20 protein-coding genes are annotated in these 19,923 nt (G+C 55.4%); 5 read left to right on the top strand and 15 right to left on the bottom strand.

The genetic code is table 11. The features are described 5' to 3' along the window. Positions 1-119 precede the first annotated feature (119 nt). The 8 genes from ACZRMS_RS09285 to ACZRMS_RS09250 all read right to left on the bottom strand — a co-directional run bounded on the left by ACZRMS_RS09285 (position 120) and on the right by ACZRMS_RS09250 (position 8,883). Entirely contained in the window at positions 120-854 is a 735-nt protein-coding gene (locus ACZRMS_RS09285; protein WP_048359043.1) for an amino acid ABC transporter ATP-binding protein, read from the bottom strand. Beyond that, positions 851-1,525, bottom strand: a complete 675-nt coding sequence (locus ACZRMS_RS09280; protein ID WP_048359042.1) for an amino acid ABC transporter permease — start codon at positions 1,523-1,525, stop codon at positions 851-853. Before ACZRMS_RS09280 ends, ACZRMS_RS09285 begins: the two co-directional genes overlap by 4 nt. Then, positions 1,525-2,271 carry an amino acid ABC transporter permease gene (locus tag ACZRMS_RS09275; protein ID WP_463995070.1) on the bottom strand — a complete coding sequence of 249 codons (747 nt, stop codon included), beginning with the start codon at positions 2,269-2,271 and terminating at the stop codon, positions 1,525-1,527. Before ACZRMS_RS09275 ends, ACZRMS_RS09280 begins: the two co-directional genes overlap by 1 nt. Before the next feature lie 202 nt (positions 2,272-2,473). Beyond that, the gene (locus tag ACZRMS_RS09270) at positions 2,474-3,403 is read right to left on the bottom strand and encodes a glutamate/aspartate ABC transporter substrate-binding protein (RefSeq protein WP_463995069.1); all 930 of its coding nucleotides are present in this window, start codon (positions 3,401-3,403) and stop codon (positions 2,474-2,476) included. Positions 3,404-3,724: 321 nt separating this feature from the next. Continuing rightward, on the bottom strand, positions 3,725-5,263 hold the full coding sequence (gene glpD / locus ACZRMS_RS09265) for a glycerol-3-phosphate dehydrogenase (protein ID WP_463995068.1): 1,539 nt from the start codon (positions 5,261-5,263) through the stop codon (positions 3,725-3,727). Positions 5,264-5,528: 265 nt separating this feature from the next. Continuing rightward, positions 5,529-6,284: a DeoR family transcriptional regulator gene (locus tag ACZRMS_RS09260; protein WP_122784787.1), complete on the bottom strand. Its 756-nt coding sequence runs from the start codon at positions 6,282-6,284 to the stop codon at positions 5,529-5,531. A gap of 150 nt (positions 6,285-6,434) precedes the next feature. Further along, positions 6,435-7,940: a glycerol kinase GlpK gene (gene glpK, locus ACZRMS_RS09255; RefSeq protein ID WP_048359037.1), complete on the bottom strand. Its 1,506-nt coding sequence runs from the start codon at positions 7,938-7,940 to the stop codon at positions 6,435-6,437. Positions 7,941-8,031: 91 nt separating this feature from the next. Continuing rightward, on the bottom strand, positions 8,032-8,883 hold the full coding sequence (locus ACZRMS_RS09250; protein ID WP_048359036.1) for an MIP/aquaporin family protein: 852 nt from the start codon (positions 8,881-8,883) through the stop codon (positions 8,032-8,034). Positions 8,884-9,263: 380 nt separating this feature from the next. Here ACZRMS_RS09250 and ybaK point away from each other — a divergent pair, with 380 nt between their 5' ends. Then, the gene (ybaK, locus tag ACZRMS_RS09245; protein WP_463995067.1) at positions 9,264-9,734 is read left to right on the top strand and encodes a Cys-tRNA(Pro) deacylase; all 471 of its coding nucleotides are present in this window, start codon (positions 9,264-9,266) and stop codon (positions 9,732-9,734) included. Between the two features lie 68 nt (positions 9,735-9,802). Here ybaK and ACZRMS_RS09240 read toward each other — a convergent pair whose 3' ends face one another. Then, positions 9,803-10,912, bottom strand: coding sequence for an ABC transporter ATP-binding protein (locus tag ACZRMS_RS09240; RefSeq protein ID WP_463995066.1), 1,110 nt, complete (start codon positions 10,910-10,912; stop codon positions 9,803-9,805). Next, on the bottom strand, positions 10,909-11,829 hold the full coding sequence (argF, locus tag ACZRMS_RS09235; RefSeq protein WP_463995065.1) for an ornithine carbamoyltransferase: 921 nt from the start codon (positions 11,827-11,829) through the stop codon (positions 10,909-10,911). Before argF ends, ACZRMS_RS09240 begins: the two co-directional genes overlap by 4 nt. A 391-nt stretch (positions 11,830-12,220) precedes the next feature. Here argF and grxD point away from each other — a divergent pair, with 391 nt between their 5' ends. After that, positions 12,221-12,562 carry a Grx4 family monothiol glutaredoxin gene (grxD, locus tag ACZRMS_RS09230; protein WP_016779691.1) on the top strand — a complete coding sequence of 114 codons (342 nt, stop codon included), beginning with the start codon at positions 12,221-12,223 and terminating at the stop codon, positions 12,560-12,562. Between the two features lie 90 nt (positions 12,563-12,652). On the opposite strand, the gene bfr is transcribed toward grxD, so the two are convergent. Beyond that, on the bottom strand, positions 12,653-13,123 hold the full coding sequence (gene bfr, locus ACZRMS_RS09225) for a bacterioferritin (protein WP_016779692.1): 471 nt from the start codon (positions 13,121-13,123) through the stop codon (positions 12,653-12,655). Between the two features lie 198 nt (positions 13,124-13,321). Beyond that, positions 13,322-13,540 (bottom strand): bacterioferritin-associated ferredoxin, encoded by a 219-nt coding sequence (locus tag ACZRMS_RS09220; protein WP_463995064.1) that lies wholly within the window; start codon positions 13,538-13,540, stop codon positions 13,322-13,324. Between the two features lie 276 nt (positions 13,541-13,816). Here ACZRMS_RS09220 and ACZRMS_RS09215 point away from each other — a divergent pair, with 276 nt between their 5' ends. After that, on the top strand, positions 13,817-14,419 hold the full coding sequence (locus tag ACZRMS_RS09215; RefSeq protein WP_463995063.1) for a peroxiredoxin: 603 nt from the start codon (positions 13,817-13,819) through the stop codon (positions 14,417-14,419). 77 nt (positions 14,420-14,496) lie between these two features. On the opposite strand, the gene rnt is transcribed toward ACZRMS_RS09215, so the two are convergent. After that, complete coding sequence (gene rnt / locus ACZRMS_RS09210) at positions 14,497-15,171, bottom strand: ribonuclease T (protein ID WP_048359030.1); 675 nt, start codon at positions 15,169-15,171, stop codon at positions 14,497-14,499. Next, positions 15,168-16,214: a dihydroorotase gene (gene pyrC / locus ACZRMS_RS09205; RefSeq protein WP_463995062.1), complete on the bottom strand. Its 1,047-nt coding sequence runs from the start codon at positions 16,212-16,214 to the stop codon at positions 15,168-15,170. The genes rnt and pyrC overlap by 4 nt, the downstream gene beginning before the upstream one ends. A gap of 155 nt (positions 16,215-16,369) precedes the next feature. Between pyrC and ACZRMS_RS09200 the strand changes: the two genes are divergently transcribed. Beyond that, positions 16,370-17,275 (top strand): flagellar protein MotY, encoded by a 906-nt coding sequence (locus ACZRMS_RS09200; RefSeq protein ID WP_463995061.1) that lies wholly within the window; start codon positions 16,370-16,372, stop codon positions 17,273-17,275. 127 nt (positions 17,276-17,402) lie between these two features. Next, entirely contained in the window at positions 17,403-18,620 is a 1,218-nt protein-coding gene (locus ACZRMS_RS09195; protein ID WP_048359027.1) for an argininosuccinate synthase, read from the top strand. Positions 18,621-18,696: 76 nt separating this feature from the next. Here the strand turns inward: ACZRMS_RS09195 and ACZRMS_RS09190 are convergent, their stop codons facing one another. Next, positions 18,697-19,428, bottom strand: a complete 732-nt coding sequence (locus tag ACZRMS_RS09190; protein ID WP_463995060.1) for a hypothetical protein — start codon at positions 19,426-19,428, stop codon at positions 18,697-18,699. Positions 19,429-19,923 lie beyond the last annotated feature (495 nt).

Genomic DNA, 19,923 nt, shown 5'->3' with positions numbered 1-19,923 from the left:
ATCTAAGGTGGGAGCGGGCTTGCTCGCGATGCAGGCGACTCGGTCTATAAGAAAGCTCCGGTCGATACCATCGCGAGCAAGCCCGCTCCCACAGGAAATACATTTCCCTATCAGGTCGCTTAGTGCTGCAGGATTTTGGCGAGGAAGTGCTGGGCGCGCTCGGAGCGGGCGGTTACGTCGCCGAAGAACTCTTCTTTCTGACAGTCTTCGACAATTTTGCCCTGGTCCATAAAGATCACGCGGTCGGCCACTTTGCGTGCAAAGCCCATTTCGTGGGTTACGCACATCATGGTCATGCCTTCGTTGGCCAGTTGCACCATCACGTCGAGCACTTCGTTGACCATCTCCGGGTCCAGAGCCGAGGTCGGTTCGTCAAACAGCATGACGATCGGGTCCATGGCCAGGGCGCGGGCGATTGCCACACGTTGTTGCTGACCACCCGAAAGCTGGCCCGGGTGCTTGTGGGCGTGCGCCGACAGGCCAACGCGCTCAAGCAGTTCGAGGCCTTTTTTGGTGGCTTCGGCCTTGCTGCGACCCAAGACCTTGACCTGCGCGATGGTCAGGTTTTCGGTGATGGTCATGTGCGGGAACAGTTCGAAATGCTGGAACACCATGCCAACCCGCGAGCGCAGTTTTGGCAGGTTGGTCTTCGGGTCGGCAATGGACGTGCCATCGACCACAACGTCGCCTTTCTGGAACGGCTCAAGGGCGTTGACGCACTTGATCAGGGTCGACTTGCCCGAGCCGGACGGGCCGCACACGACGACCACTTCGCCCTTTTTGACTTCAGTACTGCAATCGGTCAGTACCTGGAAGTCCCCGTACCACTTGTTGATGTTCTTGATCGAGATCATACGGCAAACCTTTTTTGCAGACGCTTGACCAGCAGCGAGGCGGAAAAGCTGATGATGAAATACACCAGACCGGCGAAGATCAGGAACTCATTGGAGCGGCCGATGATGTCGCCACTGGAGCGCGAAGCATTGAGGAAGTCCACCAGGCCAACCGTGTAAACCAGCGAGGTGTCCTGGAACAAAATGATGCTCTGTTGCAGCAGCAACGGGGTCATTTTGCGAAAGGCCTGGGGCAGGATGATCAGGCGCATGGCCTGGCCGTAAGTCATGCCCAGTGCCTTGGCAGCACCCATCTGGCCTTTCGGGATGGCTTGTACGCCGGCTCGCACGATTTCGCAGAAGTACGCGGCTTCGAACATGACGAAGGCCACGAGGCACGACTCGAATGCGCCGATCGGGGTGTCCTTGCCGGTGATCCAGCGCAGGACGAATGGTACGGCCAGGTAGAACCAGGTAATCACCAGCAGCAGCGGGATCGAGCGGAAGTAGTTCACATAAGCGCCGGCCAGGTTGGCCATCCACTTGCTTGACGACAAACGCATCAATGCCAGCACGGTGCCCAGAGCGACACCGCCGACGACGCCCATGACCATGAGTTTCAAGGTCATGACCATGCCGTTCCACAGACCGGGCAGGGCGGGGACAATCCCGCTGAAATCGAAGAAGTCCATTATTTGCCCCCCAGAGACATCAGGCCGGGTACTGCTACTTTCTTCTCGATCAGGCGCATCAACAGCATCAGGCTCATGTTCAAGGTGAAGTAAATCAGTGTGGCCAGGGTGAAGGCTTCAAACAGGTTGGCGGAAAACTCGGCCGTCTGTTTGGTTTGTGCCAGCAGTTCCATCAAGCCGATCAACGAGGCCACGGACGAGTTCTTGAACACGTTCAGGAACTCGGAGGTGAGCGGTGGAATGATGATGCGATAGGCTTGCGGCAGCAGTACGTTCCAGTAGATCTGAGGCAGGCTGAAACCCATGGCGCGGGCAGCAGCTTCCTGACCACGGGGCAGCGCTTCAATACCGGTACGCACCTGTTCGCAAACCCGTGCGGCGGTGAACAGGCCCAGACACACGACAACGCTCAGGTAAGCCGAGGTGGTCGGGTTCAGGTCCTGCTTGTACCACTCCTGCAAGTCAGGCGGCAGCAGATCGGGTACCAGGAAGTACCAGATAAACAGTTGAACCAGCAGCGGTACGTTACGGAAAACTTCCACGTAAACCGTGGCAATGCCCGCGATAAAACGGTTAGGCAGCGTGCGCATGACGCCCAGCAGCGAACCCAGGATCAACGCGACAATCCAGGCGACAACAGCGATAGCGATGGTCCAGCCCAAACCGGAAATAAACCAGTCGAGATACGTCTCGCTGCCTACGCCGGTGGACTTGAAGAACACGCTCCAGTCCCAGTTGTAATTCATGCAGGGTCTCCCCTCAGGTGGGTCTATAAACAAGCACTTGCTTCAGGGAATCCGTTCTCACCCGACAGGTTGTCGGGCACACAAAACCCGCTCGATAACCAGCGGTTCGAGTGTTCTCTAATGCAATAAGAAGCTTAGTACAAGGTGGTCGGCAAACCCCCCGGGCGTGATAGCTCACGCCCGGGGTATCAGAAGCCAGAAATCAGGATTTCTTTTCTTCTGCCGGCTTGTCGTCTGCTGCCTTGTCGGTTGGGTTGGCAATCAGTGCCTTGAGCTCATCGCTCATAGGGAACATCAGGTTCAGGCCTTTTGGCGGGATAGGCGACTGGAACCAGGTGTTGTAGGTGTCGTTGATTTTGCCCGACTTGTAGTAGGCAACGATGGCGTCATCCACGGCTTTCTTGAAGTCCGGGTCGCCTTTGCGCAGCATGCAACCGTAGATTTCGAACGACTGTGGAGTACCGGTAACGGCCCAGTCAGTCGGCTTCTTGGCCTTGGCCATTTCACCGGCCAGCAGGGCGTCGTCCATCATGAAAGCAACAGCACGGCCCGACTCAAGCATGTTGAAGGCTTCGCCGTGGTCTTTTGCCGAGATCACGTTCATGCCCATCTGCTTGTCGGCGTTCATCGCCTTGAGGATGCGCTCAGATGTAGTGCCGGCGGTGGTGACGACGTTCTTGCCTTTCAGGTCAGCGAAGTCCTTGTAAGGCGAGTCCTTTTTGGACAGCAGGCGTGTACCGATTTCGAAGATGCCAACCGAGAAGTCCACTTGCTGTTGGCGTTCAACGTTGTTGGTGGTGGAACCACACTCAACGTCAACGGTGCCGTTCTGCACCAGCGGGATACGGGTCTGGGAAGTGACCAGGTTGTACTTGACCTTGAGGTCGGGCATGTCGAGCTGCTTTTTCAGGCCTTCGACGATTGCCAGTTGCACATCGTGGGAGTAGCCAACCGGCTTGCCGGATGCGTCCGCGATGTATGAAAACGGGATGGAGGAGTCACGATGCCCAAGGGTGATGGTGCCGGATTCTTTGATTTTCTTCAGTGTGCCGGTCAATTCGGCTGCAAAAACTGGAGTGCTAATCAGAGCTGCAGCTATTGCTGCGCCCAAAAGTTGCGGAACGATGCGCATCGGTGTTTCCTCGACATTGTTTTTTTTATTGAGCCCGTTTGCGGGCCCTTTTGTACTTCAAATGCCCTAACAGGTTAAACGCACTGTTAATTCATTTGGCTCCAAGTGTAGAGCATGAGTCATGCCAGACCTGAACATTTAGGATAACTAGCTGATTTATAAGGATTTAATATATTGTTTCAGGATGGGTGCAGGCTAGGGATGCCCGGAAAGCCGAATCAAAGCAGTGCGCAGCGTTCGGAAAACCGAATAGGGAAGAGGGCAAGTCAATGTTGTGGGAGCTGGCGTGCCAGCTCCCACAGGGATTGAGGGCGATAGTGCTTAGGCTGCTTCTTCCTTGCGGTGTTTGAGGCCCAGGGTGGCCATGTACTGGGTCAGGCGTTCTTGCTCTTCAGCCGTGGTGAACAAGCCCAGCTTGGTCCGGCGCCACAGAATGTCCTGTGCCTCCAGGGCCCATTCCTGACTGCACAGGTAATCGACTTCACGGCTGTAGAGACCGCTGCCGATGTGCTCGCCCATGTCGCTCAAGCCCTGCACGCCGTCCAGCAGGCGCCATGAGCGGTTGCCATAGGTGATTGCCCAGCGCTTGGCAATAGCCGCATCCAGCCAGCTGTGCTTGCTGACCAGGGCTGCGCTCAAGGCTTTGGGTGTCGTCATGTCTTCGCCGCCGGGCAGCGTTGCGCTGGCGGTCCAGCTTGGCTTGATCTGGGTGAAATAGGGCGTCAGCTGCGCCATGGCTGACTCGGCCAGCTTGCGGTAGGTGGTCAGCTTGCCGCCGAACACGGACAGCAGTGGCGCTTCGCCCGGAGCGCCGGACAACGCGAGAGTGTAATCGCGGGTTACGGCTGACGGGTTGTCGGACTCGTCATTGCACAGTGGGCGAACACCGGAATACGTTCGCAGGATGTCGGTACGGCTCACTTGCTGCTTGAAGTGGGCGTTGACCACATTGAGCAGGTAATCGGTTTCTTCCTCGGTGATGCTGACCTTGGCCGGGTCGCCGGTGTACTCACGGTCAGTGGTGCCGATGATGGTGAACTGATCCATGTACGGAATGGTGAATACGATCCGCTGGTCTTCGTTTTGCAGAATGAACGCGTTCGGTGCGTCATACAGCTTGGGTACGATCAGGTGGCTGCCCTGAATCAGGCGGATGCCATAAGGCGACTCCAGCTTCAGGTCGTCCTTGATGAACTTGGCGACCCAAGGGCCGGCAGCATTCACAAGCGCTTTGCTGCGAATCGAGAACAGGCTGCCGTCAGCACGTTCGAAGTTCATTTCCCACAACCCTTTGTTACGACGGGCACCGACGCAACGCGTTTGGGTATGGACGTGGGCGCCTTTTTCCCGTGCAGCCATAGCATTGAGTACCACAAGGCGGGCGTCATCGACCCAGCAGTCCGAGTATTCAAAACCTTTGGTTATTTCTGTTTTGAGGGGGCTGTCCGCACCGAACTTGAGGCTGGTGGAACCGGCGAGTTTTTCGCGTTTGCCCAGGTGGTCATACAGAAACAGGCCTGCACGGATCATCCACGCCGGGCGCAGGTGCGGGCGGTGGGGCAAGACGAAACGCATGGGCTTGACGATGTGCGGGGCTTTGGCCAGCAGCACTTCGCGTTCAGCCAGTGCTTCACGTACCAGACGAAACTCGTAATGTTCGAGGTAGCGCAAGCCGCCGTGGATCAGCTTGCTGCTGGCCGACGAGGTGTGGCTGGCCAGGTCGTCTTTTTCGCAAAGGAACACAGACAGACCGCGACCGGCAGCGTCTGCCGCAATCCCGACGCCATTGATTCCGCCGCCAATCACAGCAACGTCGTAAACCTCAGCGAGAGGGTTGGCAGGCAAGGTGGTCAGTGGCATAGGTGGGCCTCGCGTTCTTTACGCATATTTGAATGTGAACATTAATGTTCATTTTCGAAAATGGTAGCGGATAAATGCGGGCGCAGCCAGTACCGTTCGATTGAAAAAACTCATCGAAGGGTAGGAAAAGGAAAAATTTCGAACATTTAATGGGCGAAAGAGGGGGAGTCACTGCGGCAGGCTGCGAAGGGTTGCGGAGCAACCCTTTTTTTGAAATCACCGCACGCCTGTCCCGGGCAGTAACCGCAACAATAGAACTCAGTGGTTAAACCACTTCCAGGCGGATTTTGTTCTGGGCCAGCAGTTGAGCGAGTTCTGGTACGGGTGGCTGGTCTGTGACCAGGCAATCAATCAGCGTGATCGGGCCCAGGCGGACCATTGCATTGCGGCCGAACTTGCTGGAGTCGGCAGCGAGAATCACTTGTCGGGCATTGGCGATGATGGCCTGGGATACACGGACTTCCTGATAGTCGAAGTCCAGCAAGCTGCCATCGGAATCTATACCGCTGATCCCTACCAATGCGAAGTCGAACTTGAACTGGTTGATAAAGTCGACGCTGGCCTGGCCTACGATGCCTCCGTCGCGGCGCACCTTGCCCCCGGCGATCAGGACTTCAAAGTCATCCTTGGCACTGAGGATCGAGGCCACGTGCAGGTTGTTGGTGATGATTTTTAGATGATTGTGGTTGAGCAACGCCCTTGCAATCGACTCGGTGGTGGTACCGATGTTGATGAAAATCGAGGCGTGGTCAGGAATCTGGGCGGCAATGGCTTCGCCAATACGGCGTTTTTCATCGCGCATCTGGTCGGCGCGCATGGCGTAGGCGGTGTTTTCAACACTGGAGTCATAGGCGGCCCCACCGTGGTAGCGGCGCAACAGATCAGCTTCTGCCAACTGGTTGATGTCACGGCGGATGGTCTGCGGTGTTACGACGAACAACTGAGCCATTTCCTCGATGCTGACATAACCGCGCTCGCGTACGAGTTCGAGGATCTGCTGCTGGCGTGGAGGCAGATTCATGGAGTTTCCTTTGGGCGGCGAAGCAAAATTCGCCCATGATGCCGCAGGAAAGCGCCGCCTGCTACTCACAGGTGCTATCAAGTATGGATGCCGCAGCAGGCGCCGATGGCGCCCGCTGCCTGCGTTTACCTGAAGAGCTGTGCCGAAAACTTATTTGCTTTCTTCGTGGGGTTCCCAGTCACGGGTACGGCTCACCGCTTTTTTCCAGCCAGCGTAGAGCTTCTCTTTACTGGTTTCGTCCAGTGCAGGTTCGAATTCGCGCTCGATCACGGCCTTGCCGCGCAACTCATCCAGGCTGCCCCAGAAACCACAGGCCAGGCCGGCCAGGTAGGCGGCGCCCAAGGCGGTGGTCTCGCGCATTTGCGGGCGCTCGACCAGGGTGCCCAGGATGTCGGCCTGGAACTGCATCAGGAAGTTGTTTGCCACGGCGCCACCATCTACGCGCAAGGCCTTCAGGCGTTCCCCCGAGTCTTGCTGCATGGCGTCCAGCACGTCCCGTGTCTGGTAGGCAATCGACTCCAGTGCGGCACGAATGATGTGGTCCACGCGTACGCCGCGAGTCAGACCGAACAGTGCGCCACGGGCATACGGGTCCCAGTAAGGGGCGCCGAGGCCGGTAAATGCAGGCACCAGATACACGCCGTTACTGTCTTTTACCTTGTTTGCGAAGTATTCAGTGTCATGGGCGTCGTTGATGATTTTCAGTTCATCACGCAGCCATTGCACGGTGGAACCACCGTTGAATACTGCGCCTTCCAGTGCGTAGGCAACTTCGCCGCGGGGGCCGCAGGCGATGGTTGTCAGCATGCCGTGAGACGACTTGACGGCCTTGGTGCCGGTGTTCATCAGCAAAAAGCAGCCGGTGCCGTAGGTGTTTTTGGCCTGGCCCGGCTCCACACACATCTGTCCGAACAGCGCCGCTTGCTGGTCGCCGGCAATACCGCCAATGGCAATGCCGCTTTTGGTACGGCCGTAGATTTCTGAAGACGACTTCACTTCAGGCAGCATTTCGCGCGGGATATCCAGTACCTCCAGCATCTTGGCATCCCACTCCAGAGTGTGGATGTTGAAGAGCATGGTGCGTGAGGCGTTGGTGTAGTCGGTGACGTGGGTTTTGCCGCCGGTAAATTTCCAGATCAGCCAGCTGTCGACGGTGCCGAACAGCAGCTCGCCATTGCGCGCACGCTCGCGGCTGCCTTCAACGTTGTCCAGGATCCATTTCAGCTTGGTGCCGGAGAAGTACGGATCGGTGACCAGGCCGGTGGTGTCGCTGATGTACTGCTCGTGGCCATCGCGCTTGAGTTGCTCGCAAATTTCGGTGCTGCGTCGGCACTGCCAGACGATAGCGTTGTAGATCGGACGGCCGCTGACCTTGTCCCATACCACGGTGGTTTCGCGCTGGTTGGTAATGCCGATGGCGGCAACCTGGTCGTGATGCAGGCCGGCCTGGGCCAGTGCCTCAACCATCACCGCACTTTGGGTGGCGAAAATCTCCATTGGGTCGTGCTCAACCCAGCCCGGTTGCGGGTAGTGCTGTTGAAACTCGCGCTGTGCAGTGCAAACCACGTTGGCGTCACGATCGAAGATGATCGCTCGCGAACTGGTGGTGCCTTGGTCGAGCGCGATGATGTAGTTCTTATTCTGGATGTCGGTCATTTGAAATTGCCTTACAGAATGTGAGAGTGGTTCCGGGCGCGAGACAGGTAACGGGCAGTTGGTCTCGTGCGCCCCGTTTCATAAGTCGGTATCAGGAAGCCTGGGTTTCCACTTGGGTAGTGGCTTGGGCGTCAGTGGCTGCCGGCGCTACTTCTGGCAAGTGGCGGGCAATCAACCCGCGATAAATGGCTGCACCCAGGCAGGCACCTACGATCGGTGCAAAGATTGGAATCAGGAAGTACGGAATATCACGTCCGCCGGTAAACGAAATTTCACCCCAGCCAGCAAAGAAAGTCATCAGCTTAGGCCCGAAATCCCGCGCCGGGTTCATCGCAAAGCCTGTCAGGGGGCCCATTGAACTACCGATAACGGCAATCAGCAGGCCAATCAGCAAGGGTGCCAACGGACCGCGCGGCAAGCCATTTTTGTCGTCGGTCAGGGCCATGATTACGCCCATGAGGATAGCGGTAATCACCATCTCTACGAGGAAGGCCTGCAGTACCGTGATGGAAGGGTGTGGGTAGGTCGAGAACACCGATGCCAACTCTAGGCTGGCCTGGCTGCCGCGAACCATGTTGTGCGCCTGTTCGTAATCGAAAAACAGGTTGCTGTAGAGCGTGTAAACCAACGCCGCAGCGCAGAAGGCACCTGCGATCTGGGCAAGGATGTAGAACGGCAGTTTGCGTTTGTCAAAATCGGTGAACAGGCAAAGTGCGATGCTGACTGCCGGGTTCAGGTGTGCGCCGGAAACGCCTGCCGTCAGGTAAATCGCCATGCTCACGCCGATGCCCCAGATGATGCTGATTTCCCATAGCCCAAAACTCGCGCCCGCGACCTTGAGAGCCGCAACGCAACCTGTGCCGAAGAAGATGAGAAGCGCGGTGCCGAGAAATTCGGCCAGGCACTGGCCTGAAAGCGTGGGGTGCTGCGATGCAGTCGTCATGTCAAACCTCGTTATTGTTGTTTTTTGACGTCGTCAATCAGGTTGGCAGTGCGCCTGAACCTTAACCGGAAAATGCGCATTACTGATTTAAGGGTCAGGCAAAGTTGTGTGGGTGATAACTTGGCATATTCAGATTCGAAAAAATATAGACAAGAAACACTGCTGTCAAAGGTCGAAAGTGAACGCCCATTCACATTCTGACTTTAGGAACATGTTTTGGTATTGGTTTTTCTGTAAGAAAACGCTACGAATCGGTAGGCTCGCGTGTAACGTTTCAGCTGGATTCAGGGCGAAAAGCCCTGTGTTAGCGCCCTTTTGTTGGCCTATGGCCTAAAATCAGCCATTGTTTTTCTCTCCCCCCTTTCAAGACTGGAGCTGTCATGACGCCTGCACTGGACCTGCTGAAAAAAGTTCGCGCCGAACATCGGGTACACAGTTATGAACATGACCCCAAGGCGGCGTCCTACGGGTTGGAGGCCGCGGAGAAGCTTGGGCTGGAGCCGGCCCAAGTGTTCAAGACGCTGTTGGCCAGCAGTGAAAAGGGGGAGTTATTGGTTGCGGTTGTACCGGTCGTCGGAAGCCTTGATTTAAAAGCGCTGGCACAGGCGGCGGGGGTAAAAAAAGTCGAAATGGCTGATCCTGCGGCCGCTCAGCGTTCAACGGGGTATCTGTTGGGTGGGATCAGCCCTCTGGGACAGAAGAGGCGACTGCGCACTTTCATTGATAGAAGTGCAGAGGCTTTCGAGACGATTTTTGTCAGCGCCGGACGACGCGGGCTGGAAGTAGAGCTTGCCCCTGCAGTACTGGCAGAGCATACGCAGGCGCAGTTTGCGGAAGTCGGGAGGCAATAAGCTGACGCTAATGTAAGAGCCATCCTGCTCGCGTTGTCTGTATCGCGAGCAGGATGGTTCCCACAATTTCAGTCGGTGGTGCTGAAGCGCCTTACGCCTGAGTCGGAATGCGGGATTTGCGCTGCGATGCTGCCGCTGGTTTGGAACATTACCAGGTGCTCTGCCGCTACGCGAATGCCCACCTCTGTACCTGGCAGGTGGTCGGCATGGCTCGGGAAAATCGACTCCAGCTGGCTGCCGGTAGGCAGTTGCAGGCGGTACAGGGTCGAGGCGCCGAGGAAGGTCTTGCCGATAATCCGTGCTTTCAAGTCGCTCTCGGGGGCGTAGACGATATCGTCCGGGCGCAGCAGTACATCAACCGCGCCGCCCGTTGGCCAGATGTAAGCCCGATTGCCGCGTAAAACCCCCAGCTCGGTTTGCACCGACTCGGGGCTTAGGAGTTGGCCGCGAATAAAGTAGCCCTGACCGATAAAGCTCGCCACAAACGGCGTCAGGGGCTCGTGGTAGAGGTTGTAGGGCGTATCCCACTGCTCAAGACGGCCTTCTTTGAACACGCCTACATGGTCGCTTACAGCGAAGGCTTCTTCCTGATCATGTGTCACCAGAATCGCACTGGTACCACGGGCTTTCAGGATGTCGCGCACTTCATGGCTGAGTTTGCGCCGCAGCTCACCATCGAGGTTGGAGAACGGTTCATCCAGCAGCAGCAGTTGCGGCTCTGGCGCCAAGGCGCGGGCCAGGGCAACACGTTGCTGCTGGCCGCCAGAAAGCTCGTGGGGGAAGCGCTTGCCCAGGTTTTTCAGATTGACCAGTTCAAGCAGCTCTTCGGTCACGCGTTCTTTATTCGGGTGTTTGCGAATCCCGAAGGCAATATTGTCGGCTACGCTCAGATGCGGAAAGAGGGCGTAGTCCTGAAACACCATGCCGATGCGACGTTTCTCGGGTGCCAGGGTGAAACCGGCTTTGGAGATGACTTCGCCTGCCAGCGTGATTTCGCCCTGATGTATCGGCTCAAAACCTGCAATCGCCCGTAGGGTGGTGGTTTTACCGCACCCAGAGGAGCCAAGCAGGCAACCAATATCGCCGGCATTGAGGTGCAGGTTGAGGTTTTGCACGACGCTCTGGCCCTGATACCCACAGGCCAGATCACTGAGGTTGAGCAATAACGGCTGGCTCATGCGGGTTGGTACGCCGGCTGGACAAGAAATTCGAGCAGCGCTTTTTGCGCGTGCAGGCGGTTTTCAGCCTGATCCCATGCCACGCTGCGGCTGTCATCCAGCAGGTCAAGGCTGATCTCTTCGCCGCGGTGAGCCGGCAGGCAGTGCATGAACAGCACATCGTCGGCAGCCAGGTCGAGCAGGGCGCGGTTGACCTGATACGGGGCAAACAGCTCCAGGCGTTTGGCGGTCTCTTCTTCCTGACCCATAGAGGTCCATACGTCTGTGCTCACCAGATGGGCACCTGCCACGGCCTCACGTGGATCACGGACGATGGTAATGCGGTCACCTGCCTGGGCCACGAATTCCGGGGCAGGCTCGTAACCTTCGGGGCAGGCAATGCGTAACTGGAAATCGAACTGGATGGCCGCTTCTATATAGCTGTTGCACATGTTGTTGCCGTCGCCGATCCAGGCCACGGTTTTGCCTTTGATCGAACCGCGATGTTCGAGGAAGGTTTGCATGTCGGCCAGCAGTTGGCATGGGTGCAGGTCGTCCGACAGGCCATTGATGACGGGTACGCGAGAATTGGCTGCGAACTCGGTCAGCGTGCTGTGGGCGAAGGTACGGATCATTACGGCGTCGAGCATCCGAGACATAACAATTGCGCAGTCGCCGATAGGCTCGCCACGGCCCAATTGTGTATCGCGAGGCGACAGAAAAATTGCCTGGCCACCCAGCTGGATCATGCCGGCTTCAAATGACAGTCGGGTGCGGGTCGATGACTTCTCGAAAATCATGCCCAGTACGCGACCTTTGAGGGGTTCGAAGAGAACGCCGCGTTGACGCAGGTCCTTCAGCTCGATACCTCGACGAATCACGCTGACTAGCTCTTCGGGCGTGCAATCCATCAGGGAGAGAAAGTGCCTTGCGCTCATCATTAACTACCTTTTTTGCAACGACCGCAGATGCTCAAAGCCGGGGTTTTCGGAAAAACGGGCGAGACCTGCGGCGAAAGCCGCACGGGGCGACGAAATAGGGGAAGGCGCGATCTTATAAGGAAATGTCGCGTCTTGCCAATAAGGGTCACGTGTTCAGAGGTTTGAGCGAGTCTGCGCTGCATGAGCGCGTGGCTGTAACCACGATCAAGTGATTTGCCTCACCTCAGCTGCCCATTTGTACACTGCCCTTACGTTGCTTGGCAATTTTGTGTGCCTGCGCTGGCAGTAGGAAACCGCTGGCTTGGGAGACCGAGCGTGACGCTTGGCTTTCCGTTACAATACGCCACCGTGCCGACAACTGAGTCGGAAAGTTCAGCCGAGGTGCTCCATGGATATCATCGAAACTATTAAAGACCAGATTGCCAACAACACCATTCTGCTCTACATGAAAGGCTCTCCGAATGCTCCGCAGTGCGGCTTTTCGGCCAAGGCTGCTCAGGCTGTGATGGGCTGTGGCGAGAAGTTCGCTTACGTGGACATCCTCCAGAATCCAGAAATTCGCGCCAATCTGCCGAAATACGCTAACTGGCCAACTTTCCCACAACTGTGGGTCGGTGGTGAGTTGGTTGGCGGCAGCGACATCATGGCTGAGATGGCTGCTGATGGTTCTTTGCAGGCTTTGATTAAAGAAGCTGTCGAGAAAGCTGCTGCGAACAAGACTGAAGCGTGATCACAGTCGCGCTGTAACGGTTGTTAAATTACAGCGTATAAAAAAGCCCCGCTCCTGATAATCAGGGCGGGGCTTTTTAATGGAGGTTAGTTACTCCCCCATTTGTGATTGCAGATAGTTCTCAATGCCAACTTTGTCGATCAGGCCCAATTGGGTTTCCAGCCAGTCGATATGTTCTTCTTCAGATTCAAGAATATCTTCCAGCATTTCGCGGCTGCCAAAGTCACCGACCACTTCACAGTGCGCAATGGCTGCTTTGAGGTCGGCATGGCCAGTCTTCTCAATGCGCAGGTCGCACTCGAGCATTTCTTTAGTGTGCTCGCCGATGTGCAGCTTGCCAAGGTCTTGTACGTTCGGCAGGCCTTCCAGGAACAGGATTCGTTTGATCAGCTTGTCCGCGTGTTTCATCTCGTCGATGGACTCGTGGTACTCGTGAGCACCCAACTTCTCCAGGCCCCAATCCTGATACATGCGTGCATGCAGGAAGTATTGGTTGATAGCGACCAGCTCGTTACCGAGAATTTTGTTGAGATGCTGAATGACTGAAATATCGCCTTTCATGTCCGGAGCCTGCCTTGATTAACCGTATATAAGGCAGAGTTTGAGCCGCACCTTGATGGCTGTCAAACCTAAGTAGTTGAATAATATATGAAAATTAATCGGAATAAGAATGTTTGTGTTCCGCGTCTTGGGCCTAAGCACTTGAATTTTAGGCATAAAAAAACCGAACACTAAGTTCGGTTCTTTGGAATGAGTCAATTATGCGGCTGAAAATTCTGCTGGAAAACTCATGGCCGCCTGGCTGGCTTGCAGTGAGGTCAGGGTTTCGCGAACCACTTGCTTGGCCAGACACGCACATTTACCGCATTGGCTGGCAACACCTGTTGCTTCACGAACTTCGCGGTAGCTGCAGCAACCGTCGTAGATTGCGTCGCGGATTTTTCCATCGGTGACGCCAGTGCAAAGGCAAACGTACATAAATAAGAACCATCACTGGTTGGGATTCAATGCGATAGATCTTAATGTTAACGAGAATGATTGTCAAAGTGCCTTGAGTCTCAATTGTGGTTTCCCAGCACCGTGCTGACGAACGGTCTTGGGGCTGTGCTTTCCCGCGCTGAAAAAGGGTTAAGGCCCGTTCCGACCGGCGGTGTATGATGGTCGGTCATTTTCACGCAGGTACTGGCCACGAGACTGCAGTTGCACGATGGCGGCCAGGTCCTGTTTTTTGCACCGCACACCAGGAGATATCCAATGAGCGTACTCGTAGGCAAACAAGCCCCTGACTTCACCGTCGCTGCCGTACTTGGCAATGGCGAAATCGTTGACAGCTTCACACTGTCCACCGCCATCAAAGGCAAATACGGCCTGGTGTTCTTCTACCCGCTGGATTTCACTTTCGTTTGCCCGTCCGAGCTGATTGCTCTGGATCACCGCATTCCTGAGTTCCAGGCGCGTAACGTTGAAGTGGTTGCCGTATCGATCGACTCCCATTTCACTCACAACGCATGGCGCAACACGCCAGTGAACAATGGCGGCATCGGCCAGGTGAAATACACCATGGCTGCTGACATCAATCACGCAATCTGCAAGGCCTACGACGTTGAAACCGAAGGCGGCGTTGCTCTGCGCGGCGCATTCCTGATCGATGACAAGGGCGTTGTACGTTCCCAGATCGTTAACGACCTGCCACTGGGCCGTAACATGGACGAGCTGCTGCGTCTGGTTGACGCTTTGCAATTCCACGAAGAGCACGGCGAAGTTTGCCCTGCCAACTGGAAGAAAGGCGACAAGGGCATGACCGCTTCGACTGCAGGTGTTGCTGCTTACCTGACTGAGAATGCTGACCAGCTGTAAAGGTTAGTTTCAGGCATAAAAAAACCGGACCCAGTGTCCGGTTTTTTTATGGAGCGGGATAAACCCAAACGGCTTGATCAGTCGTTAAAGTCTTTCCAGCCGCCCATTTGTTTCCAGCGGTTGACGATGCCACAGAACAGTTCAGCAGTTTTCTCGGTGTCATAACGTGCCGAGTGGGCTTCACGCCCGTCAAAATCGATGTCGGCGGTTTGACAGGCTTTGGCCAGCACGGTTTGGCCGTAAGCCAGGCCAGCCAGGGTCGCTGTATCAAAGCTCGAGAACGGGTGAAACGGATTGCGTTTCATGTCCAGGCGCGCAACGGCTGCGTTGAGGAAGCCCAGATCGAAGCTGCTGTTATGGCCAACCAGAATGGCGCGTTTGCAGCCATTGGCTTTCAGGGCCTTGCGCACACCACGGAAGATGTCGGTCAAGGCTGTCTCTTCGCTGACGGCCATGCGCAGCGGGTGATCCAGCTTGATGCCGGTGAACTCCAGCGCGGCAGCTTCGATGTTGGCGCCTTCAAACGGTTCTACACGGTGGAAATAGGTGTGCTCCGGGTATACGAAGCCTCTTTCGTCCATACCGATCGTTACTGCGGCGATTTCCAGCAAGGCATCAGTGGCGCAGTTGAAACCACCGGTTTCAACATCGATTACGACCGGTAGATAGCCGCGAAAACGCTCGGCCATCGGGTGGCGCGATCCGCCGCCATGGCCGCCTTCGTGTTCGTCATCATAATGGTCGTCACTCACAGCTGTTCCTCAAGCAGGCGCCAGCGCAGTTTTTCACCGGCGCGCAGCGGGATTACGGTCAGCTCGCCGAAAGGCAGGCTGTTTGGGGCGGTCCATTCCTGGCGAACCAGGGTGATCTGTTCGGTGCTCGGGGCCAGCCCGTAGAAACGAGGGCCGTTCAAGCTGGCAAAAGCTTCCAGTTTGTCCAGCGCATTGCGCTGTTCAAAAGCTTCGGCGTACATCTCGATGGCCGCATAAGCGGTATAGCAGCCGGCACAGCCGCATGCAGCTTCTTTGGCGTGCTGGGCATGGGGTGCCGAGTCGGTGCCCAGGAAGAACTTCTCGCTGCCACTGGTTGCGGCATCCAGCAGAGCTTCCTGATGGGTGTTGCGCTTGAGGATCGGCAGGCAATAGAAGTGCGGGCGAATACCGCCAACCAGCATGTGGTTGCGGTTGTAAAGCAAGTGATGAGCCGTGATGGTTGCGCCGACGTTGGCCGAAGCCTCGTTGACGAACTGCACCGCGTCTGCGGTGGTGATGTGTTCAAACACCACTTTCAAGGTCGGGAATCGCTCTACAACACGGCGCATATGCTCGTCGATGAAGATTTTTTCGCGATCAAAGACGTCCACGTTGGCGCGGGTGACTTCGCCGTGTATCAGTAATGGCATGCCAACTTCGGCCATGACTTCAAGCACCGGAAAGATCGCGTCGATGCTGGTCACGCCGGAGTCGGAGTTGGTCGTTGCGCCGGCCGGGTACAGCTTGGCAGCATGGACGAACCCGCAGGCTTTGGCCGTACGAATGTCTTCTGGCTGTGTTCGGTCAGTAAGGTAAAGCACCATCAGCGGCTCGAAGCGGCTGCCGGCCGGGCGCGCAGCAAGAATTCGCTGGCGGTAGGCATCGGCTTCGGCTGCATTACGCACCGGAGGTACCAGGTTGGGCATGATGATGGCGCGGCCAAAAGTGCGCGCTACATCCGCAACAGTGTGGGGCAACACAGCACCATCGCGAAGATGTATATGCCAGTCGTCGGGACGCAGCAGGGTCAGGCGGTCAGACATTGGGGATTCCAGGCGGGTCAAACTGATGTGAATGCTACCGGAAAAGACTCTATCAGGCACTCGCTATCAAGTTTTGTGGTGAGTAACCGATATCTCCAGGGTATGCCGTAAATCGGTTGACTGTTTTTTTGCAGTACAAGCCTGTGGAGCCTCCCGTGCGCCAGCGTTATTTCATCCTGCTCAGTATGTTTGCCAGCCTGCCGGCCATGGCTCTGACTTTTCAGACACGGCTGGAGAATATCGAGTGGAAAGTGGAAGGCGATAAATTTGAATGCCGTCTGATCCAGCCCATTACTGACTTCGGTTCCGGAGCCTTTGTGCGTCGGGCTGGCGAGCAGGCCGTTTTCCGCCTCAATGCCTACAGTCCGATGCTTGGCGAGGGCTCTGCAACTCTACTGGCGGCGGCTGCACCGTGGCAGCCGGGGAGGGGAGACATTGATCTGGGGGCCGTACGCATCGGACGTGGACAGGTATTGTTCAACAGCTCTCAAGCCCAGGCGGGACGCTTGTTTCGCGGTCTGCTCGAAGGGCGAAGCCCGCTGGTAAGGCATTTCTCCCGCGAGGGTAGCGTGTCGGAAGTTCGTCTATTGCCGGTCAGATTTCGCCAGGCTTATAGGGATTACGAGGCCTGCACGGCAAAGCTGCTGCCCAAAAACTTTGAACAGGTCAGGTACAGCCAGATCGGATTTCCTGGTAGCGGTACCGAACTTGATCCCAATGCGCAGAGCAGCCTGCAAGTGATGGTTGAGTACTTGAAGGCAGACCCTTCGGTCAATCACGTCACCCTGGACGGTCATTCGGACAATCAGGGCAATCGGTTGACCAATCGCGAGTTGTCCCGGCGCCGGGCATTGGCCGTGATGAATTACTTCAAGGAAAACGGGTTGCAGGAGTCGCAGATCACGGTGCGTTTCCACGGCGAACAATACCCGCTGGCGCCGAATACCAATGGGGCAAATCGCGCCAAAAACCGCCGGGTCAGTGTCCGTCTGGAGCGGCTCCCTGAGCCTGTAAAAGCGGTTCCGTCAGTGGTTGTTACACAGCCTTCTGCAATTTCTTGAAGCGATCGTCTGGTCGCGGCCTTGACATAATCTGTCGCTTTGTCGTCTTAAGCTGTCGCGCCTCTGTAAATTCACGCATATGGGCGGTAGACTGTTCGGCTTTTCGAACAACCCGTGGAGTGATGGCATGGCGGACGTAAACAAGGTCGTTCTGGCTTATTCGGGCGGCCTGGACACTTCGGTGATCCTGAAGTGGCTGCAGGATACTTATAACTGTGAAGTCGTAACCTTCACCGCTGACCTGGGTCAGGGCGAAGAAGTCGAACCGGCACGTGCCAAGGCGCAAGCCATGGGCGTTAAGGAAATCTACATTGATGACCTGCGTGAAGAGTTTGTTCGAGACTTCGTTTTCCCGATGTTCCGCGCCAACACTGTTTACGAAGGCGAGTACCTGCTGGGTACTTCCATTGCTCGTCCGCTGATCGCCAAGCGCCTGATTGAAATTGCCAATGAAACAGGCGCAGACGCCATTTCCCACGGCGCAACAGGTAAAGGTAATGACCAGGTTCGTTTTGAACTGGGCGCCTATGCCTTGAAACCAGGGGTCAAGGTTATTGCTCCTTGGCGTGAGTGGGACTTGCTCTCCCGTGAAAAGCTGATGGATTACGCTGAAAAGCACAATATCCCGATCGAACGCCACGGCAAGAAGAAATCCCCGTACTCGATGGATGCCAACTTGCTGCACATCTCCTACGAGGGCGGTGTGCTGGAAGATACCTGGACCGAGCATGAAGAAGACATGTGGCGTTGGACCAAGTCGCCAGAAGACGCGCCTAACACGCCGACCTTTCTGGAACTGACTTACCGCAACGGCGATATCGTTGCCCTGGACGGCGTCGAAATGACCCCGGCCACCGTGCTGGCAACTCTAAACCGTATCGGCGGCGAGAACGGCATCGGTCGTCTCGATATCGTTGAAAACCGTTATGTAGGGATGAAGTCCCGTGGCTGCTACGAAACACCGGGCGGCACCATCATGCTGCGGGCTCACCGTGCCATTGAGTCGATCACTCTGGACCGTGAAGTCGCTCACCTGAAAGACGAGTTGATGCCTAAGTACGCCAGCCTGATCTACACCGGCTATTGGTGGAGCCCTGAGCGTTTGATGCTGCAACAAATGATTGATGCGTCTCAGGCTCACGTGAACGGTGTCGTTCGTCTGAAACTGTACAAAGGCAACGTGATCGTTACCGGTCGCAAGTCTGACGATTCGTTGTTTGATGCCAATATTGCCACTTTTGAAGAAGATGGCGGTGCTTACAACCAGGAAGACGCTGCAGGGTTTATCAAGTTGAATGCGTTGCGCATGCGCATTGCTGCAAACAAAGGCCGCAAGTTTTTCTAATACGCGCTGCCTGTAAAAAAGCCCCGGCCATTGGTCGGGGCTTTTTTTTGCTGATGAGTCAGGCATGACGGGCTCATCAAGGTGAATTCAGTGTGTCCAGCTTGCGTGTATCTCTATTGTAGGCGATGACTTGTGTATGGCCAGTACACGCGTTGCGTACAAAGTGTTTAACCATATCTAGTTGTGATTGAGTATTTACCAGCAGTAGCAGTACATCTTTTTCTGTCATGTTGTTCTTGTTGTTGCGTGACATATTCAAGTGAGTGCGCAGGGTATTTTCAAGTGTGTATTTGTCTGGTCGTTGTGAGCGTTCGTGGCTAAGGTCGATAAAGTAAAGTTTTGTAGGTTGGGTGCCTTCAATCAATACGAGGCTCTCTGTCGAGAGCGTTACAGGCGTGCTGGGCGGGTCAGGATCATGCACTCTATGGCCCCTGGGAAGGAATATAAAGCGCTGAGGTGTGCGTGCGCTGAAATTTATGCTCGCCTGATAGCGCAGTGTGGAAAGTGGTATTGGCGGTGTTGTGTGTTTAAAAGAGGCTGGGGCCTCTGGGTGAAGTTCGGTAGCTCTGGGAGTGTGTTCTGCCTTGGATAAATCAGTCGGAGTGTAAAGGCTCTTGTTATTGAAATTCAAAGTGAGAAAAAACAGGGTGATTAAAAAAGACGGAAATATAATCAAAAACCATACGTATATTTTTTGGTGTTCGCTGTTGATGTAGGGCAATGAGACTGCGGCGGAAGCTTCTGTCAGCATTGAAAAGATAGCGATCACTGTAAGTGGGTTATTGATTTTTATTTTGTGGCGTATCATTTTATGAATTCCGGCAGGAGGTTATTTGGGGGGGGCGGTGTGGGCCGTGGGATGTCGAAAGCTATGATGCGGTGGTGATGCTCATGTGTTTTCAGGGTGCATCTGTTATTAACCTAGACGTGGGTTTTTGAAGTTGCAAACAAATATAGGTGCGGTTGACGCTGTCAGGGAGTGGTTTTTCGGTTTTATTTCTTAATTCGAGCTGTCTGTAGGAAGTGTTTCGTAGAGTAGGGTGGGTTCTATAAATGTTGTTAGGGGGTGTGAAGCATGCTGGTGTAAATCGTTTTATATAAAATCAAATAGAGAAGGGATTATGCGGCATGTGTGTGACTGTGAGGGGAGTATCTATCTAGATTTTACTTGTGCTCAGTTATTTTCAAAAAAACGCATTGGGGGTGAGTTTTGTTTTGATATATTTTTGTGCTTGGGTGTTTTCTGAATGCTATGTAGTCCTATTCTTTAAGTGAAATTGCCTACTATTTTCTCATGGGAAAA

It is taken from the genome of Pseudomonas sp. B424, from assembly GCF_055408345.1.
Note: the sequence above shows the minus strand (reverse complement) of the source record. Positions and strands in the feature narration are given on the sequence as shown.

Excerpts from the sequence above, each read along its gene's own strand:
- ACZRMS_RS09275 (WP_463995070.1), bottom strand. The coding sequence starts at position 2,271 with ATGAATTACAACTGGGACTGGAGCGTGTTCTTCAAGTCCACCGGCGTA.
- ACZRMS_RS09285 (WP_048359043.1), bottom strand. The coding sequence starts at position 854 with ATGATCTCGATCAAGAACATCAACAAGTGGTACGGGGACTTCCAGGTA.
- ACZRMS_RS09220 (WP_463995064.1), bottom strand. The coding sequence starts at position 13,540 with ATGTACGTTTGCCTTTGCACTGGCGTCACCGATGGAAAAATCCGCGAC.
- bfr (WP_016779692.1), bottom strand. The coding sequence starts at position 13,123 with ATGAAAGGCGATATTTCAGTCATTCAGCATCTCAACAAAATTCTCGGT.
- ACZRMS_RS09270 (WP_463995069.1), bottom strand. The coding sequence starts at position 3,403 with ATGCGCATCGTTCCGCAACTTTTGGGCGCAGCAATAGCTGCAGCTCTG.
- argF (WP_463995065.1), bottom strand. The coding sequence starts at position 11,829 with ATGAGCGCAAGGCACTTTCTCTCCCTGATGGATTGCACGCCCGAAGAG.
- ACZRMS_RS09215 (WP_463995063.1), top strand. The coding sequence starts at position 13,817 with ATGAGCGTACTCGTAGGCAAACAAGCCCCTGACTTCACCGTCGCTGCC.
- ACZRMS_RS09250 (WP_048359036.1), bottom strand. The coding sequence starts at position 8,883 with ATGACGACTGCATCGCAGCACCCCACGCTTTCAGGCCAGTGCCTGGCC.
- ACZRMS_RS09190 (WP_463995060.1), bottom strand. The coding sequence starts at position 19,428 with ATGATACGCCACAAAATAAAAATCAATAACCCACTTACAGTGATCGCT.
- glpK (WP_048359037.1), bottom strand. The coding sequence starts at position 7,940 with ATGACCGACATCCAGAATAAGAACTACATCATCGCGCTCGACCAAGGC.
- ybaK (WP_463995067.1), top strand. The coding sequence starts at position 9,264 with ATGACGCCTGCACTGGACCTGCTGAAAAAAGTTCGCGCCGAACATCGG.
- ACZRMS_RS09260 (WP_122784787.1), bottom strand. The coding sequence starts at position 6,284 with ATGAATCTGCCTCCACGCCAGCAGCAGATCCTCGAACTCGTACGCGAG.
- ACZRMS_RS09195 (WP_048359027.1), top strand. The coding sequence starts at position 17,403 with ATGGCGGACGTAAACAAGGTCGTTCTGGCTTATTCGGGCGGCCTGGAC.
- ACZRMS_RS09240 (WP_463995066.1), bottom strand. The coding sequence starts at position 10,912 with ATGAGCCAGCCGTTATTGCTCAACCTCAGTGATCTGGCCTGTGGGTAT.
- ACZRMS_RS09280 (WP_048359042.1), bottom strand. The coding sequence starts at position 1,525 with ATGGACTTCTTCGATTTCAGCGGGATTGTCCCCGCCCTGCCCGGTCTG.
- pyrC (WP_463995062.1), bottom strand. The coding sequence starts at position 16,214 with ATGTCTGACCGCCTGACCCTGCTGCGTCCCGACGACTGGCATATACAT.
- glpD (WP_463995068.1), bottom strand. The coding sequence starts at position 5,263 with ATGCCACTGACCACCTTGCCTGCCAACCCTCTCGCTGAGGTTTACGAC.
- grxD (WP_016779691.1), top strand. The coding sequence starts at position 12,221 with ATGGATATCATCGAAACTATTAAAGACCAGATTGCCAACAACACCATT.